The 15,480-nt window shown below is 47.2% G+C and carries 20 protein-coding genes; 1 reads left to right on the top strand and 19 read right to left on the bottom strand.

Annotated features, from left to right (window positions below; genetic code table 11):
• The first annotated feature begins 103 nt into the window (after window positions 1-103).
• Window positions 104-1,003, top strand: a complete 900-nt coding sequence (locus C5I45_RS08480; protein ID WP_003153362.1) for a DUF1002 domain-containing protein — start codon at window positions 104-106, stop codon at window positions 1,001-1,003.
• A 44-nt stretch (window positions 1,004-1,047) separates the two neighbouring features.
• Here the strand turns inward: C5I45_RS08480 and lysA are convergent, their stop codons facing one another.
• The 19 genes from lysA to C5I45_RS08385 all read right to left on the bottom strand — a co-directional run bounded on the left by lysA (window position 1,048) and on the right by C5I45_RS08385 (window position 15,449).
• Window positions 1,048-2,367 carry a diaminopimelate decarboxylase gene (lysA, locus tag C5I45_RS08475; RefSeq protein ID WP_014305333.1) on the bottom strand — a complete coding sequence of 440 codons (1,320 nt, stop codon included), beginning with the start codon at window positions 2,365-2,367 and terminating at the stop codon, window positions 1,048-1,050.
• Between the two features lie 124 nt (window positions 2,368-2,491).
• Window positions 2,492-3,973 carry a spore germination protein gene (locus C5I45_RS08470; RefSeq protein WP_003153360.1) on the bottom strand — a complete coding sequence of 494 codons (1,482 nt, stop codon included), beginning with the start codon at window positions 3,971-3,973 and terminating at the stop codon, window positions 2,492-2,494.
• On the bottom strand, window positions 3,927-4,535 hold the full coding sequence (locus C5I45_RS08465) for a stage V sporulation protein SpoVABEA (protein WP_024085547.1): 609 nt from the start codon (window positions 4,533-4,535) through the stop codon (window positions 3,927-3,929). The genes C5I45_RS08470 and C5I45_RS08465 overlap by 47 nt, the downstream gene beginning before the upstream one ends.
• A 3-nt stretch (window positions 4,536-4,538) precedes the next feature.
• Window positions 4,539-4,889, bottom strand: a complete 351-nt coding sequence (spoVAE, locus tag C5I45_RS08460; protein WP_032857116.1) for a stage V sporulation protein AE — start codon at window positions 4,887-4,889, stop codon at window positions 4,539-4,541.
• A complete protein-coding gene (gene spoVAD, locus C5I45_RS08455; RefSeq protein ID WP_003153355.1) occupies window positions 4,890-5,906 on the bottom strand; it encodes a stage V sporulation protein AD in 1,017 nt (338 codons plus the stop codon).
• An 11-nt stretch (window positions 5,907-5,917) separates the two neighbouring features.
• Entirely contained in the window at window positions 5,918-6,370 is a 453-nt protein-coding gene (gene spoVAC, locus C5I45_RS08450; RefSeq protein WP_003153353.1) for a stage V sporulation protein AC, read from the bottom strand.
• Between the two features lie 12 nt (window positions 6,371-6,382).
• Window positions 6,383-6,808, bottom strand: a complete 426-nt coding sequence (locus C5I45_RS08445; protein ID WP_014305336.1) for a stage V sporulation protein AB — start codon at window positions 6,806-6,808, stop codon at window positions 6,383-6,385.
• The gene (locus C5I45_RS08440; RefSeq protein WP_003153349.1) at window positions 6,798-7,418 is read right to left on the bottom strand and encodes a stage V sporulation protein AA; all 621 of its coding nucleotides are present in this window, start codon (window positions 7,416-7,418) and stop codon (window positions 6,798-6,800) included. The genes C5I45_RS08445 and C5I45_RS08440 overlap by 11 nt, the downstream gene beginning before the upstream one ends.
• A 126-nt stretch (window positions 7,419-7,544) precedes the next feature.
• Window positions 7,545-8,312, bottom strand: a complete 768-nt coding sequence (sigF, locus tag C5I45_RS08435) for an RNA polymerase sporulation sigma factor SigF (RefSeq protein WP_003153348.1) — start codon at window positions 8,310-8,312, stop codon at window positions 7,545-7,547.
• An 11-nt stretch (window positions 8,313-8,323) separates the two neighbouring features.
• Entirely contained in the window at window positions 8,324-8,764 is a 441-nt protein-coding gene (spoIIAB, locus tag C5I45_RS08430; RefSeq protein ID WP_003153347.1) for an anti-sigma F factor, read from the bottom strand.
• A complete protein-coding gene (gene spoIIAA, locus C5I45_RS08425) occupies window positions 8,761-9,114 on the bottom strand; it encodes an anti-sigma F factor antagonist (protein ID WP_025852766.1) in 354 nt (117 codons plus the stop codon). The genes spoIIAB and spoIIAA overlap by 4 nt, the downstream gene beginning before the upstream one ends.
• Window positions 9,115-9,209: 95 nt before the next feature.
• Window positions 9,210-10,379 carry a D-alanyl-D-alanine carboxypeptidase family protein gene (locus tag C5I45_RS08420; protein WP_003153342.1) on the bottom strand — a complete coding sequence of 390 codons (1,170 nt, stop codon included), beginning with the start codon at window positions 10,377-10,379 and terminating at the stop codon, window positions 9,210-9,212.
• Window positions 10,380-10,515: 136 nt separating this feature from the next.
• Window positions 10,516-11,334 carry a purine-nucleoside phosphorylase gene (locus tag C5I45_RS08415; RefSeq protein WP_014305339.1) on the bottom strand — a complete coding sequence of 273 codons (819 nt, stop codon included), beginning with the start codon at window positions 11,332-11,334 and terminating at the stop codon, window positions 10,516-10,518.
• Between the two features lie 11 nt (window positions 11,335-11,345).
• Entirely contained in the window at window positions 11,346-12,530 is a 1,185-nt protein-coding gene (gene deoB / locus C5I45_RS08410; RefSeq protein ID WP_003153338.1) for a phosphopentomutase, read from the bottom strand.
• A gap of 168 nt (window positions 12,531-12,698) precedes the next feature.
• The gene (gene xerD, locus C5I45_RS08405; protein ID WP_012117897.1) at window positions 12,699-13,589 is read right to left on the bottom strand and encodes a site-specific tyrosine recombinase XerD; all 891 of its coding nucleotides are present in this window, start codon (window positions 13,587-13,589) and stop codon (window positions 12,699-12,701) included.
• A gap of 7 nt (window positions 13,590-13,596) precedes the next feature.
• Window positions 13,597-13,824, bottom strand: a complete 228-nt coding sequence (locus C5I45_RS08400; RefSeq protein ID WP_003153331.1) for a YqzK family protein — start codon at window positions 13,822-13,824, stop codon at window positions 13,597-13,599.
• A 114-nt stretch (window positions 13,825-13,938) separates the two neighbouring features.
• A complete protein-coding gene (fur, locus tag C5I45_RS08395; protein ID WP_003153330.1) occupies window positions 13,939-14,388 on the bottom strand; it encodes a ferric iron uptake transcriptional regulator in 450 nt (149 codons plus the stop codon).
• Between the two features lie 112 nt (window positions 14,389-14,500).
• Window positions 14,501-15,145, bottom strand: a complete 645-nt coding sequence (spoIIM, locus tag C5I45_RS08390) for a stage II sporulation protein M (protein WP_024085550.1) — start codon at window positions 15,143-15,145, stop codon at window positions 14,501-14,503.
• 76 nt (window positions 15,146-15,221) lie between these two features.
• Window positions 15,222-15,449 carry a hypothetical protein gene (locus tag C5I45_RS08385; protein WP_024085551.1) on the bottom strand — a complete coding sequence of 76 codons (228 nt, stop codon included), beginning with the start codon at window positions 15,447-15,449 and terminating at the stop codon, window positions 15,222-15,224.
• Window positions 15,450-15,480 lie beyond the last annotated feature (31 nt).

The raw sequence follows: 15,480 nt of genomic DNA, 5'->3' as shown, positions 1-15,480 counted from the left end.
AACCAGAACAGCTTCACAGCCGTCTATGTATCGGAACTGCTTCACGCAGGTCCTCACAAACCGCTTCAAAACGGCATTTGTGAAAAGAAGGAGGTTAACCGCTTTGAAAAAAATGTGGATTGGATTGCTGGCGGCGGCCGTTGTATTGTGCACAATACCGAAAATCAGCCTGGCCGATGCCGCAGTCGGAGATGTCATCGTCACACTGGGGGCGGATCTGTCAAACGAAAACCGTCAGAAAGTGCTTGACGAATTAAATGTCCCTGATAACGCGACAAAAGTGACGGTCACTAATAAAGAAGAACATGAATATCTGGGAAAATATATATCGAATGCCCAAATCGGCACAAGAGCCATCTCTTCGTCATCCATTACGGTGGCAAAGAAAGGGTCCGGGCTTGACGTTAAGACCCATAATATCGATTCCATTACGGATGAAATGTACTTAAACGCCCTGATGACAGCAGGAGTGAAAGATGCGAAAGTATACGTGACGGCGCCGTTTGAGGTATCAGGCACCGCAGCATTAACGGGAATCATCAAGGCATATGAAGTCTCATCAGACAAAGCGATTTCAGAAGATGTAAAACAGGTCGCCAACCAAGAGCTTGTCACCACTTCAAATCTCGGGGATAAAATCGGGGATAAAAACGCCTCCGCGCTTATCGCAAACATTAAAGATGATTTCGCGAAAAACGGTGTGCCCGATACAAAAGAAGGAATCGAGAAAAAGGTCGATGATGCGGCTTCAAACCTTAATATTACACTGACTGACGCTCAAAAAGACCAGCTCGTTTCATTGTTTAATAAAATGAAAAATGCCAAGATTGATTGGGGCCAAGTCGGCAGCCAGCTCGATAAGGCAAAAGACAAAATCACGAAGTTCATTCAATCCGATGAAGGCAAAAGCTTTGTTCAAAAAGTTATTGATTTCTTCGCTTCGATTTGGAATGCGATCGTGTCTGTATTTACAGGAGACAGCGGATCAAGTTCTGACAGCTGAACGCAAAAAGAGACCGGACGCCATTGTTCCGGTCTCTTTTTTATTTATTGTTTGACCCCCGTCTTAAACGGCAGATCCAGTTTTACAATGTCTTCATAAGTTTCTCTTCTAATGACAAGATGCGCTTCGCCGTCTTCCACAAAAACGACGGCGGGACGCGGAATACGGTTGTAGTTGTTAGCCATGCTGTATCCGTACGCTCCCGTGCAGAAAACGGCGAGAAGATCGCCTTCTTTCACTTCCGGAAGGTCTATATCCCAAATGAGCATATCCCCGCTTTCACAGCACTTACCCGCGATGGATACCGTTTTATCGTGGTGTTCTCCGATTCTGTTTGCCGATACGGCTTCATATTTCGCCTGATAAAGCGCAGGACGGATATTATCGCTCATGCCCCCGTCAACCGCTGCATATTTACGGGTGCCGGGCACTTCTTTTTGCGAACCGATGGTATAAAGCGTCGTTCCGGCATCTCCGACGAGCGAGCGTCCCGGTTCAATCCAGATCTCCGGAATGTCAAAAGCGTGCAGCGCTGCGTTTTCTTTTACCGCTTCGATAATTTTTTCCACATAAACGGCGGGATGAAGGGGTTCATCCTCTTCCGTGTAGCGGATGCCGAAGCCGCCCCCTAAATTCAGCACTTCAGAGACAAAGCCGAATGATTCTCTCCATTCATTCAGTTTTGCAAAGATTTTTTCTGCGGCCAGCACAAAGCCCGCCGTATCAAAAATTTGCGATCCGATGTGGCAGTGAACGCCGAGAAGGCGGATATGGTCTGACTGCAATACTTGTTCAATCGCCTTTTCTATTTGCCCGTTATGCAGATCAAAACCGAATTTGGAATCTTCCTGCCCCGTTGTAATATAATCATGCGTATGGGCCTCTACCCCCGGAGTGATCCTGAGAAGCACATCCATTGTGCGCCCTGATTTGCGGCACAGTTCCGCGAGTAAGGATATTTCATAAAAATTATCAACGACGATGCAGCCGATTTGATGATCGAGCGCCATTTTCAACTCTTCTTTGCTTTTGTTGTTGCCGTGAAAATGAATCCTGTCAGCCGGAAAACCAGCCGCAACCGCCGTAAACAGCTCTCCGCCGGATACAACGTCCAATGAGAGCCCCTCCTGCTCAGCGAGCTGTATCATCGCAACGGAAGAAAACGCCTTGCTCGCGTACGCGACCTGCGCCTTTAAATCCGCGTCAATGAATGCCTGTTTAAAGCTTTTAGCGCGCTCACGTATTAAAGCCACATCGTAAACATAAAGAGGCGTGCCGTAATGCTCCGCTAAATACAGCGCGTCCACACCTCCGATTTCCAAATGACCTAGTTTGTTTTGTCTGCTTGTGCCATGTAAGAACAATGCTCATTCCCTCTTTCTGATCCGCCTATGGGTGAAAAGGACAGCTTCTTTTGAGCTGTCCTTATACAAGTCCCGTATAAGTTAAGACATACAATATCATAATCTTCTGTCGGTTTCAATGCGATTATGAACCGCTTGGCTGTCTTTGACGGTCTTTCGGGTGAACAATGCTCGGTCTGACTTTCGCTCCCGGCACTGTCGTCCGGACGAGCACCTGCCACAGCGCCTTGCCGTTAAACGGTAAAAACGGCCATAAATACGGCGTATGAAACGAACGGATATTCGCCATTATGATCAGCAGCAATGTAAAGCCTATCACAAAGCCTTTCACTTGGAAAATGGCCACGAGCACCATTAAGATGAGGCGTATCATTTTATTGGCGAGGCTGAGCTCATAGCTCGGCGTGGTAAATGATCCGATGGCGGCGATCGATACGTACAGAATCACTTCTGCTGAAAACAGCCCCACCGCTATGGCGATTTGACCGATCAGCACCGCCGCAATCAGACCCATGGCGGTGGATAAAGCGGTCGGCGTATGGATCGCGGCCATCCTGAGAAACTCAATCCCCAAATCGGCTAAAAAGATTTGCAGAATGATCGGGATGTGCGTATTTTTATTTAAACCGATAAAATCCAATCTTTCAGGCAGAAGAGACGGTTCGAGAACAAAGAGAAACCAGATCGGAAGCAGAACCGTTGAAGCGATAATACCGAAGAACCTGATCCATCTTAAAAATGTTCCCACTGAAGGCGCCTGCCTGTATTCTTCCGCATGCTGAACATGGTGAAAAATCGTTGTCGGCGTTATGATCACGCTCGGTGACGTATCAACGACGATGATGACGTGCCCTTCCAAAATGTGATTGGCGGCCACATCCGGCCGCTCCGTGTATCTGACCATCGGAAACGGGTTGTAGCCCTGTTTGACGATGAATTCTTCCACTGTTTTATCAGACATCGTCAATCCGTCAATGTCAATCGCATTCACTTCGTTTTCGACGATGCTGACAAGGTCCGGGTCCGCGATGTCTTCTATATACACAATGGCAAGATCGGTCTTAGAGCGCTCGCCGACTTTCGTAATTTTGACGCGGAGCCTTTCGTCCCTGATTCGTCTTCTGATCAATGCTGTATTAATGACGATATTTTCGATAAAACCGTCTCTTGCCCCGCGGACGACCTTTTCCGTATCCGGTTCTTCCGGTGTGCGTCCGGGGTAACTTCTGACGTCAACGATAAAGGCGAAGCCCGCGTCTTCAACGATAACGGCCACAAGTCCGGAAAGCACTTGATCTGTTGCTTCGTCGAGCGTTTTGACTTTTTGGACCTGCTGATTGACAAGCCTGTTTTCAACAACGTCAATCGCTTCATCCGCATTCTCATCATAATTATTGACGTCGACGAGCTGTTCCATTAAATGAATGATAAACAAAGTATCGGTTAATCCGTTGACAAAGTAAATCTGGACTTCCCGGTCTAATACTCGAACTTTGCGGACGCCGACATCATAGCTCGTTCCCATACCGACGCGGTCTTTAAAAAATTGTTCATTTTTTCTAGGATCCCGGTATACCTTGATCATGTTTTCCGGTTTTTCCGGCATGACTTTCGCTCCTTTCTAAAATGAATTCGACCGCCTTCATCGTAATCGGCGAGCCTTTGGATATGTCATCTTTTCTCCCCATCTTTCCTATGTCGCCGATGCCCACAATGAGAGGAACGTCCAATTTATCCAGACAATACACCGTATCTCCGTTCATTCTGTGCTCGTCCATTTCTCTCATTCCGGTTTTATCGACGCCATACTCCGTCACTTCTCCATCACGGTCAATGGAGACATCGACTTTCGTCCATTCAGCCTGATGGGTCTTAGAAGCGACCGCAATCACCCCCAGCACTTCAATGTCCTGATGTGAGGCGACATATTTCAGCGCCGTTTCGCCCGGCCCTTCCCCTTGCAGGCCTGAATCGTCAAACATGACAAACACCGGGTCATTCGGCGCGGCTTTAATCAGCTGAACAAGTTCGGGGCCGCTTCTGGTTGACGGATTGCCCTTTGATTGGGAAATACACCGCCCGCCTGCTTTTTCCGCGGCATATTCAATTGTTTTGGCGGCGTATACGTCCCCGTCTGTCACAAGAATGACCTTCCGTTTCGTCATCAGGCATTATCCTTTCGGTTTAAAAATAATGGCTATAAGAAATGCGAATAAAATCGCTGAAGATATACCGGCGGAAGTAAGTTCAAAAATCCCCATGGCGATCCCGATAAATCCATGCTCGTGAGCTTGATGCATGGCGCCGTGCAATAAGCTGTGACCGAAGCTGACAATGGGAACCGTCGCGCCCGCACCTGCAAATTCGATAAATTTGTCATATATTCCGAACCCATCCAACAAGGCGCCGATGACGACAAAAGTTGTCATCACATGGGCGGGTGTCAGTTTAAAAATGTCAAGCAGCAGCTGACCGATAATGCATATGATTCCCCCGCAAACAAAAGCCAACAGATATTCCATTTATGATGCACCTCCCGCCCGCTCAAATACCACACCGTGCGCGATGGTCGGAATGGTTTCTTTCTGCTGGATCATTGTCGGACTTAAAAGCGCTCCTGTCGCGACAACGAGCACCCTGTTCAGAGCCCCTGATTTTAATTGATTAAAAATATGTGTGTACGTAACAAGCGCGGAGCAGGCGCAGCCGCTTCCGCCCGCAAACACCTGCTGGTCCGGCGTATAGATGAGAAGACCGCAGTCATCGTGTTTCGTTCCGGCGGGATAGCCTTCTTCTTTGAGCAAATCTTTCACGATCGGCGAGCCGACGCCTGAAAGGTCTCCCGTTAAAATCAGATCATAATCATCCGCCGTGCGGTTTAAGTCCTGCAGGTGCTGTTTGATTGTGTCGGCGGCAGCGGGCGCCATGGCGGATCCCATATCGAACGGGTCCGTAATCCCGAGGTCGCTTACTTTTCCCACTGTTGCGCTTGTAATCTTGATATCAGAAGGGTTTTGGCTGATGATGACCGCCCCGCCCCCCGTGACCGTTGAAGTGGCGGTATCCGGTTTTTGCCCGCCATACTCCGTCGGATTGCGGAATTGCCGTTCTGCCGTCGCGTTATGGCTGCTCGTGGCTGCGATCGCCCGGTTCGCAAAACCGCCGTCAATGAGCGCGGATGCGACGGCAATCGTTTCCATTGATGTCGAACAGGCGCCGAACAGACAGAGGAACGGAATTTTCAGATGTCTGGCGACGTAGTTGGCGGTCACATTTTGATTTAAAAGATCCCCCGCGAGTAACAAATCAATATCGCTCTTTTTCAAATTCTGTTTTTGCAAAGCTGAGTTGATGGCATCTTCCATTAACTGACGTTCCGCCATTTCCCAGTTTTTCTGATTGCAATGCATTTCATCGTATGTCTTATCAAACAGCGAACCGAGCGGGCCGTCTTTTTCTTTCGGTCCGGCTGCCGTCCCCGCCGCATTTACAAATAACGGGTTTTCAAACACCCAGGTTTGCTTTCCGGTTAATTTCATTTTTTCTCCTCCTACGAAAACAGTTTTTCACAAGCAAACCGTATCAGGCCTACGATATAGGCTGCCACGACGCCGAATACAATGACGTTTCCCGCCAATTTAAACATGTTTGTCGCTACTCCGAGCACGAGTCCTTCACTTCTGTGTTCCAGAGCCGCGCTTGTCATACTGTTTGCAAAACCCGTCACCGGCACGGCTGAACCCGCTCCGGCAAACTGCCCGAGTCTGTCATAAATGCCGAATCCGGTCAAAAGGGCGGAAATTAAAATAAGAGTGGCGGCCGTCGGGTTGCCCGCTGTTTTTTCATTAAAATTAAAAAAGTGGATGTAAAAGTCTTGAAGAGCCTGTCCGATCAGACAGATCAAACCGCCGATCAGAAAGGCTTTGACGCAATTCCAAACATATGGCGGTTTCGGCTGATAGTCTTTCACTTTTGTTTTGTAATTTTCTTTTAAGTTTGTCACGTCGGTTCCTCCTTATGAATGATGGATAAAATACAGCCAATGAAATAAAGAGCCGGCTATTTTGCCGAACACAATGGCCATCAGCAATATAATGATTTTGCTGCCGAAGCCGATCCGTTTGGCAAGAATGGGAAGCACATTCAGCACTTCTGTAAGCGCGGCGGCCAGCATGCCGATAAACATGCCGGCCAAAAGCCCGACCGGAACGGCCAGCCATTCAGATAAAAAAAAATGATTCATATTTAAGGTTTCCCAGCCGCCGAACACAGCTCCTGAAATAACAGCTCCTTCGTAGGCCTGTACAAAGCGCATTGTTTTTGTCAGCTGCATAAGGCGGGGGACGATTCCCATAACGGTTAAAAAAGCCACAAAGCCCGCGCCCACGGTCAGCCCTCCGCCAAGCCCGACAAATACAACGAAAAGAATGCTAACGATCATGCAGATCTTTCATCGTCTCTTCATTTTCGTGCATTGCGACATAATGATCGAGATCAAGCTGATAATTAAACATCTCGACTTCCAGCGGGCTTGGCTCTTCATTCAGGCGTTTTTTGAAGATGTGATTAAAAAAGACGATCATACCGAGACCGAGGCCGATGCTGTATGGAATCTGAAGCAGATACGGGTATTCATTCCGTTCGCCCGTTATGATTTCATATAAGGCGATATGAACTTCTCTCATACTGACATCTTCATGAAAATTCATAATGGCAAGACATGAACCGATAAAAAGCAGGAGCCAGACACCGACGAATAAAACGGCTGACAGCTGCTTTTTCTGGTAATGGATTTCCACTATCGTTTCAGCGCCGCCGACGGTCTGTACATCAAGCGCGGGAAAAGCGGTATGAATGGTTTTCAGCACTTTTATGATGTCCAGCACGACGATATTTTTGTCTTTTTTCGTGACCTTATACAGCGGCAGTGCCGACAGTTTTTTTTTCAGCTTTTGCTGTCCCGCAATCTGCGCGGCGTCGCCGACTGTGATGATATCTCCGGTATGAGCCTTCACGCGGTGGCGAAGTCTGAGAAATATTCGTCTTTCCATCTTGCATCACCATCTTTCGGGTGGTTATATATGTAGTATGTGGTTCACTTTTGTTCTCATTCATCAGCGGCAAAAGACCATAAATTACCACCGATGCACAAATAAAAAAAGCCGGCCCGTAAAAGGTCAGCTTTCCGTATGATCCATCTGCACTTTAATCTGCTTTAATATTTTTTTCTCCAGCCTCGATACCTGGACTTGGGAAATCCCGAGCCGTTCGGCTACTTCCGACTGTGTCTGATCTTTATAATATCTCAGATAGACAATGAGTTTTTCCCGTTCTTCCAAATCACTGATCGCTTCCTTGAGGGCGATTTTGTCAAACCACTTCTCTTCTGAATGATCGGCGATCTGATCAAGCAGGGTGATCGGGTCTCCGTCATTTTCATACACGGTCTCATGAATGGATGAAGGCGCCCGCACCGCTTCCTGCGCAAGCACCACATCCTCCGCATCAATTTCTAAATGATCCGCGATTTCCTGGACGGTCGGCACTCTTCCGTATGTTTTTGACAGTTCATCTTTCGCCCGGCGTATTTTATTGCCGAGCTCTTTTAAAGATCTTGATACTTTGACGGTTCCGTCATCACGGATGAAGCGCTGGATTTCTCCGATAATCATCGGCACGGCATAAGTTGAAAAACGGACATCATAGGACAAATCGAATTTATCAACGGATTTTAATAATCCGATACAGCCGATCTGAAACAGATCGTCCGGCTCATAGCCTCTGTTTAAAAACCTTTGAACGACGGACCACACAAGACGCATGTTTTTTTCTATGAGGAGGTCTCTTGCCTGCTGGTCGCCCTCTTGGCTCTTTTTGATTAATTCTTTGACTTCATGGTCCTTGAGCTGCGCGTTTTTGCTGTTTTTCTTAACCTCCACATCCATAACAAATCTCCTTAATTACAAAGCGCTTTGCTTTTTGATAGGTGTTTTGTTAAGCGTATCGTCGTTCCCATCTCCGGCGAGGAATCAATCGTGACATCATCCATAAAGTTTTCCATAATGGTAAAGCCCATTCCGGAGCGCTCAAGCTCGGGTTTTGTCGTAAAGAGCGGCTGGCGCGCTTCCTCAAGATCCGTGATCCCGAGGCCTTCATCACGTATGGTCAGATAGACGACATGATCCTCCAGCGTAACGGAGATGTACACCTTTCCGTCGCAGTTTTCTTCATAGCCGTGGATGATTGCGTTTGTTACCGCTTCTGATACGACGGTCTTGATTTCCGTCAGCTCATCCATCGTCGGGTCAAGCTGCGCGATAAAAGAAGCAACCGTTACGCGCGCAAACGATTCGTTCTGACTGAGGGCTGAAAATTCAAGATGCATCTCGTTTTTCATGAAGCCACCCCCAACGTTAAAAGCGCTTTTTGTTCCGATTGTTCGAACCTGATGATTTTAAACAGGCCGGACATGTCAAACAGACGTCTCACCGCTGGCGAAATCGCGCACACGACCATTTCTCCGCCGAGCTGTTTAATTTGTTTATAACGCCCTAAAATCACGCCGAGGCCGGAGCTGTCCATGAAGGTAAGATCGTCAAGGTTCAGCACAATGTGACGGATGCTGTCAGCCTCCAGCGATTCAGTAACCTTTTGTTTTAATGATTCTGCCGTATGATGGTCGAGTTCACCTGTTAATCGAATACAAAGCACGGATTCTTTGACATGAAAGTCAATTCCAAGGCTCATGCTCATTCCTCCTTGATATGATCGGATAATGAGTGTTTCGATTTTCGGGAAAGCAATTCCTTCACTATGACAAAACTAGTGCCCGTTCGCCACGATTATTTAAATTTTGTCCAATCTCCCATCGTCCGCTTCAGAAAAGTGAGAAAACCCGCTTTTTCCATGTCGTCTTTTGCCGTGACCGGGCTTTCAACGAGCACCTTTCCGTCTTTTTTCAGAACGAGGCTGCCGAGCACCTCTCCTTTTTTAACCGGAGCCGTTACATTGCCGTTGATTTTCACTTCTTTTTTTACTTTGTCCATGTTCTCTCCCTTTTTGGCCAGAAGAGAGATCGGCTCAGATGTGGTCAGCTTGATCAGTTTCTGTTTTCCTTTTTTTACTTTTACCGTTCCGACGATTTGATTCCGTTTGTACAGCGGGTGCGTTTTGAACTGGCTGAAGGCGTAATCAAGCATTTTGGTCACTTGGGCGTTTCTTTCTTTCGGGGTGCTGGCTCCGAAAACGACAGCAATGACCCTCATATTTCCTTTTTTAGCGGTGGCGGTTAAACAATACTTCGCTTCGCCTGTAAAGCCCGTCTTCACGCCGTCTACACCCGGGTAAAATTTGATCAGCCGGTTTGTATTGACGAGCCAGAACTTTTTGTCTGTATTTTCTCTTAAATAATCCTCATACGTTCCCGTAAATTGAGTGATTTTATCGTACTTTAATAATTCCTTCGCCATTTTCGCCATGTCATAAGCAGAGCTGTAATGGTCTTTTTCAGGCAGTCCCGTCGGGTTTTTGAAGGAGGTATCTTTCAATCCCAATTCTTTTGCTTTTTTGTTCATCCGACTGACGAAATCCTCTTCTGAACCGGCGATATACTCCGCCATTGCGACAGATGCGTCATTTCCGGAAGCTATCGCAATTCCTTTGAGCATTTCTTTTACCGTCATTTCTTCTCCGGGTTCAAGGAAAATCTGTGATCCGCCCATGGACGCGGCGTGTTCACTCGTCCTGACTTTATCGCTCATCTTTATTTTCCCTTTGTCAAGTGCTTCCATGATTAAAAGCATGGTCATGATTTTTGTCATGCTTGCCGGCGCCAGACGCTCCCGGCTGTTCTTGTTATAAAGAATGCTTCCCGTATCGCGTTCAATCAGCACGGCGCTTTTGGCTTCATGAGCGAGCTCCGATGTATGTTTTCCGTCCGGCTTTGCAAAAGCGGACGGTGCTGATGCCGTTAATAAAATGCCAATCAACAAAGTGGATATAAGACGTTTCATCTCCAAAGCCCTCCATTTCATAATCCTTTTTATTTTTTCCAAATCCGGTGGTTTTATACGCCTCTTCTGGAAAATGTTTCGTGTTGAGGGCACAAAAAAACAGCTGCTTCCGAAGAAACAGCTGACTTATGCTGACTTATTTTTGAGATCGTGCGACTACAGCTTTTACAAGCTTCAAAAAGCCGCCTTTTACTTTTTCCGTCATTTCCATTACTTCTTCATGGGATAACGGCTGGTCAAGAATACCCGCCGCCGCGTTGGAAATGCATGAGATGCCGAGCACGCGTATCCCCGCGTGGTTGGCGACGATGACTTCCGGCACGGTCGACATGCCGACAGCGTCAGACCCCATCGTTCTTAAAAACCGAACCTCAGCAGGTGTTTCGTAAGACGGCCCCGTAACAGCTGTATACACACCTTTTTGAACAGGAATGCCCAGCTCATCGGCCGTTTTTTCAGCCAAGCTTGACAGCTCTTTGTCATAGGCTTCTGACATGTCTGGGAATCTCGCTCCGAATTCAGCTTCGTTCGGCCCGATTAACGGGTTGGTGCCTGTAAAGTTGATATGGTCTGTAATAATCATCAGATCGCCGGCGCGGAATTCAGTGTTGATACCGCCGGCTGCATTCGTCACGACGAGAGATTCAACGCCGAGCGCTTTCATCACGCGGACTGGAAATGTGACCTGATCCATTGAGTAGCCTTCATAGTAATGAAAGCGGCCCTGCATCGCGATGACCTGCACGCCTTCAAGCGTTCCCATCACAAGCTGGCCGGCATGGCCTTCTACCGTTGAGACCGGAAAATCAGGGATCGTTTCATATGTAAGCTTGACAGCTCCTTCAATTTCATCGGCCAATACGCCGAGCCCTGACCCTAAAATCAGACCGATCTTTGGTGTTTCTTTCACGTGTTCTTTAATAAATGCAGCAGCACGTTCGATCTTTTGTTTCAAAAAAAGTCCCCCTACTGTAATCTTGATAAAAAGCTTTTTCCGTATTCCGGCTTTTCCGTTTTAAAATTATCGGCAATAGTTGCGCCGATATCGGCAAATGTATCCGCAAGCGGCAGCTGTTCTGTATGTTTGTGCTTTTTGCTGTAAACAAGAAGCGGCACATACTCCCGCGTGTGATCCGTGCCGTGATGGACAGGATCATTGCCGTGATCCGCAGTGATAATAAGCAGATCGTCTTCTTTCATTTTTTCAAACACTTCCGGAAGCCTCGCGTCGAATTCCTCAAGCGCTTTTCCGTACCCTTCCGGATCGCGGCGGTGTCCGTACAGCGCGTCGAAATCAACGAGGTTGGCAAAGCTCAGGCCCGTAAACTCTTCACCGAGCGTTTCAATCACTTTGTCCATGCCATCCATATTAGATACCGTGCGGCGGGAAGATGTAATGCCTTCTCCGTCATAAATATCAGAAATTTTGCCGATGGAAATGACGTCTAATCCGCTGTCTTTCATTCCGTTCATTACCGTGCGGCCGAACGGTTTGAGCGCATAATCATGACGGTTCGGCGTGCGTTTGAAGCTGCCCGGCTCTCCGACGAACGGTCTTGCGATAATCCGGCCGACCATGTACTTCGGATCAAGCGTCAGTTCTCTGGCCGTTTCACAGATGCTGTACAGCTCTTCCAGCGGAACGACATCTTCGTGAGCCGCAATCTGCAGCACGGAATCTGCTGATGTGTAAACGATCAGCGCACCCGTTTCCATATGTTCTTTTCCGAGCTCGTCCAGAATCGCCGTGCCTGAAGCCGGCTTATTTCCGATGATTTTCCGTCCTGAACGCCGCTCAAGTTCCTGAAGAAGTTCATCCGGGAATCCTTCCGGGAACACTTTAAACGGTTTTTCAATGTAGAGGCCCATAATCTCCCAGTGCCCCGTCATCGTATCTTTCCCGTTTGACGCCTCCTGCATTTTTCCGTAGTACGCAAGAGGGTGCTCCGTTTTTTCCACGCCCTTAATGTCTCCGATCAGTCCGAGACCGAGCTGCGCCATATGGGGCATATGTAAGCCGTTCATGTGCTCTGCGATATGTCCGAGCGTATTTGCGCCTATATCATTAAAATCGGCGGCGTCCGGCGCTTCACCGATTCCGACAGAATCCATTACAATTAAAAATACCCGGTTATATTTGTATTCAGACATCATAAAAGCCTCCTTTTCTTCCATCTGTCCATTGTAGCTTACAGAGGTCAGACAACTCAAGTATAAACCGTTTACATTCTTGTTGACAATGCCGATTCAAATAATTAGAACCTTCTCTGTATTCCGCCAATCCGGCAAAAAAAGCCGCGGCCCCTCTGGCAGCGGCTCCTAAGCGCGCGGATGATACTGTTTGTACACGTCCTTCAGCCTTGTTTTCGTCACATGCGTATAAATTTGTGTCGTGGAAATATCGGCATGTCCGAGCATCTCCTGCACGGCGCGCAGATCCGCGCCGTTTTCGAGCAGGTGCGTTGCAAAAGAGTGCCGGAGCGTGTGCGGTGTCAGCTCTTTTTTAATCCCCGCTTCCAGGGCGATTTTTTTCAGATTTTTCCAGAATCCCTGACGGCTGATCTGCCTGCCGTGATGATTCAGAAAAAGCGCTTCGGTTACGTTTTTCTTTAATAATTTCCCTCTGGCTTTTTCAATGTATGCTTCTATCGCATGGGAAGCGGCTTCACCAATCGGCACAATCCGCTCTTTCCGCCCTTTTCCGAAGCAGCGGACAAATCCCATCGTCAAATGGACGTCGGATAATTTCAGCTCGATCATCTCGCTGACCCGGATGCCGGTTGCGTACAGCAGTTCAAGCATGGCTTTATCCCTGAGACCGAACGGGCTGTCAAGCTTAGGCGTGTCCAATAACCGCTCAACTTCGTGAAGCGCCAATACTTTCGGAAGCGTCCGCTCTGTTTTTTGTGTTTCAATATGTACCGAAGGATCTTTATCCGCGGCTTTTTCCCTTAACAGAAATTGATGAAAAGACCGGATCGACGCCAAATGCCTGGCAGACGTCTTGCCGGATTTCCCGGAGTCCTTTATATGCTTTAAATATTGAATAATATGAAGACGGGTCACATCATTCCATGAAGTGATCTGAAGGGTTTCAGTTAAGAAGAGAGAATAACTTTTCAGATCACGCTCATAGGACATCATCGTATTTTGGGACAGCCCTCTTTCAACCCTCACATAATGGATGAAATCCTTAATTTGATCCTTCACTCTTGATCTACTCCCCGTTTTGGTAAAAAAAGATCAATCGGCCGAACCAGCCGTCTTTCTCCTCATGTTCCGTTTTGGCCACTTTGACGGCGGAGCCTTCCGGTTTATCGTACCGATGATAGTTTTCATACTCTGAATTCACCCATATCATAGCATAATAGAACAGCGCGGTAAAACCTGTGAACAGAATAAACACTTTGATCGTATCCGCGGCTGTTTTCAGGAATCTGCCCATCTTTCGATCGACCCTTTCTTTGGCGGCTGTTAGTACACCTTATGCCAATTTCAAAGGCTTTTATACATAAAAACAGCAAAAAACCCTTTCCTGGCAGAAAAGGTTCATAGGCTTTTACTCTGTTTCATCCCCGCGGCAGCGGTGGCAGATTCCGTGAAAAGTCAATCTATGATCTTTAATTTTAAATTTCCAATCACGTTCAATCACTTCTTCAACGTCTTCAAGCAGATCTTCTTCAATTTCATCGACGGCTCCGCACTCCATGCACACCAAATGGTGATGAAAGTGAGCCGCGCCTTCTTTGCGAAGGTCGTAGCGGGATACGCCGTCCCCGAAGTTAATTTTATCAACGACTTTTAATTCTGTTAATAATTCTAATGTACGGTATACTGTAGCGAGACCAATTTCAGGAGATTTCTCTTTTACGAGGAGGTATACATCTTCTGCGCTTAAATGGTCTTCTTCGTTTTCAAGCAGCACTCTTACCGTTGCTTCCCGCTGTGGCGTAAGCTTGTAGCTTGACGAGTGCAGCTGCTTTTTAATTCGATCAATACGGTTTTCCATGTCTTTCCCTCCTACGCCGCATTCCATGACTCATTATAACAAAATACGCGCAGAGTTCCAACTATAATTATTATAAACTGATAAATAAAAGTATTATTTTGTGATAATAATTCTAAAATATGCGTGATGACAGCTTTTCCATAAACAGCGGAGACATGTACGCCTCGAGCAGCGAGGCGATGACCGAGAAGAAAACGATGAGAATCAGCACGAAGGCGTAGCGTCCGAACCATTGGATCGGCGCGTCATGAAGGCTGCGTTTGACAAACAGCTGCCGGATCAGTTTCAGTGAAAAAGCGATGGAGCATGTCCCCATGATAAGATATGCCGGAATGAGAACGATGTTTTGCGGCAGAACCGAAATAAATGACAGGAAAAACCCGTTCATTCCCATTTGATTCACTAAAAAACCGACCGTGAAGCCGACGACGATTCCTTTTAAAAACACCATAATGAAAATAACCGGAAGACCGATTACGGAAATACCGAGAATCCACATCAGCCCCAAATATTTTACATCATGAAAGACGGCCTGCCAAAACATTTCTGAAGCGCCGGCATGTTTTCCGTCAGACAGCTGTCCGAAAAACTTGCTTAAATAGTAATACAAATCTTCTTTCTGCGTGATGGTCATGCTGTTGACGATGATCGCCCCGAAAATGACCCCCATCAAAAACAAGACGAACACAAATATATAAAGTGACAGATGATCCTTTACATGGCGAAAAAACAGTTCTTTGTACGATTGTTTTCTCATACCGCTTTCCTCCCGCTAATCTATTGACTTGATTTAGTAGATTGTATGAAAGAAAAGAGAAAACATGACAGAGAAATCATAGAAAGGCGCGAGATTCGGGCATAAAAAAAGAACCCCCGTCATCACTCCGGTGATCATAGGGGTTCCTTTTTTTATGCTTTATTCTTTCAAGCCTGTCTTTTTTGGTTTTCGTCACTCTTTCATGGGTGCTGAAAGGCGGCGCCGTCCCCCTTGACAAGACTGCGTCACGCATCCCGTTTCTTCTGAGATGCTCCCGCATTTTTTTCGTTTTGCTCTTCGCCATGTGCCAATCGCTCCTTTTTGCCTTTTCTTTA

This window comes from Bacillus sp. ZY-1-1 (assembly GCF_003047165.1).
Taxonomy (GTDB): domain Bacteria; phylum Bacillota; class Bacilli; order Bacillales; family Bacillaceae; genus Bacillus; species Bacillus velezensis.
Note: the sequence above shows the minus strand (reverse complement) of the source record. Positions and strands in the feature narration are given on the sequence as shown.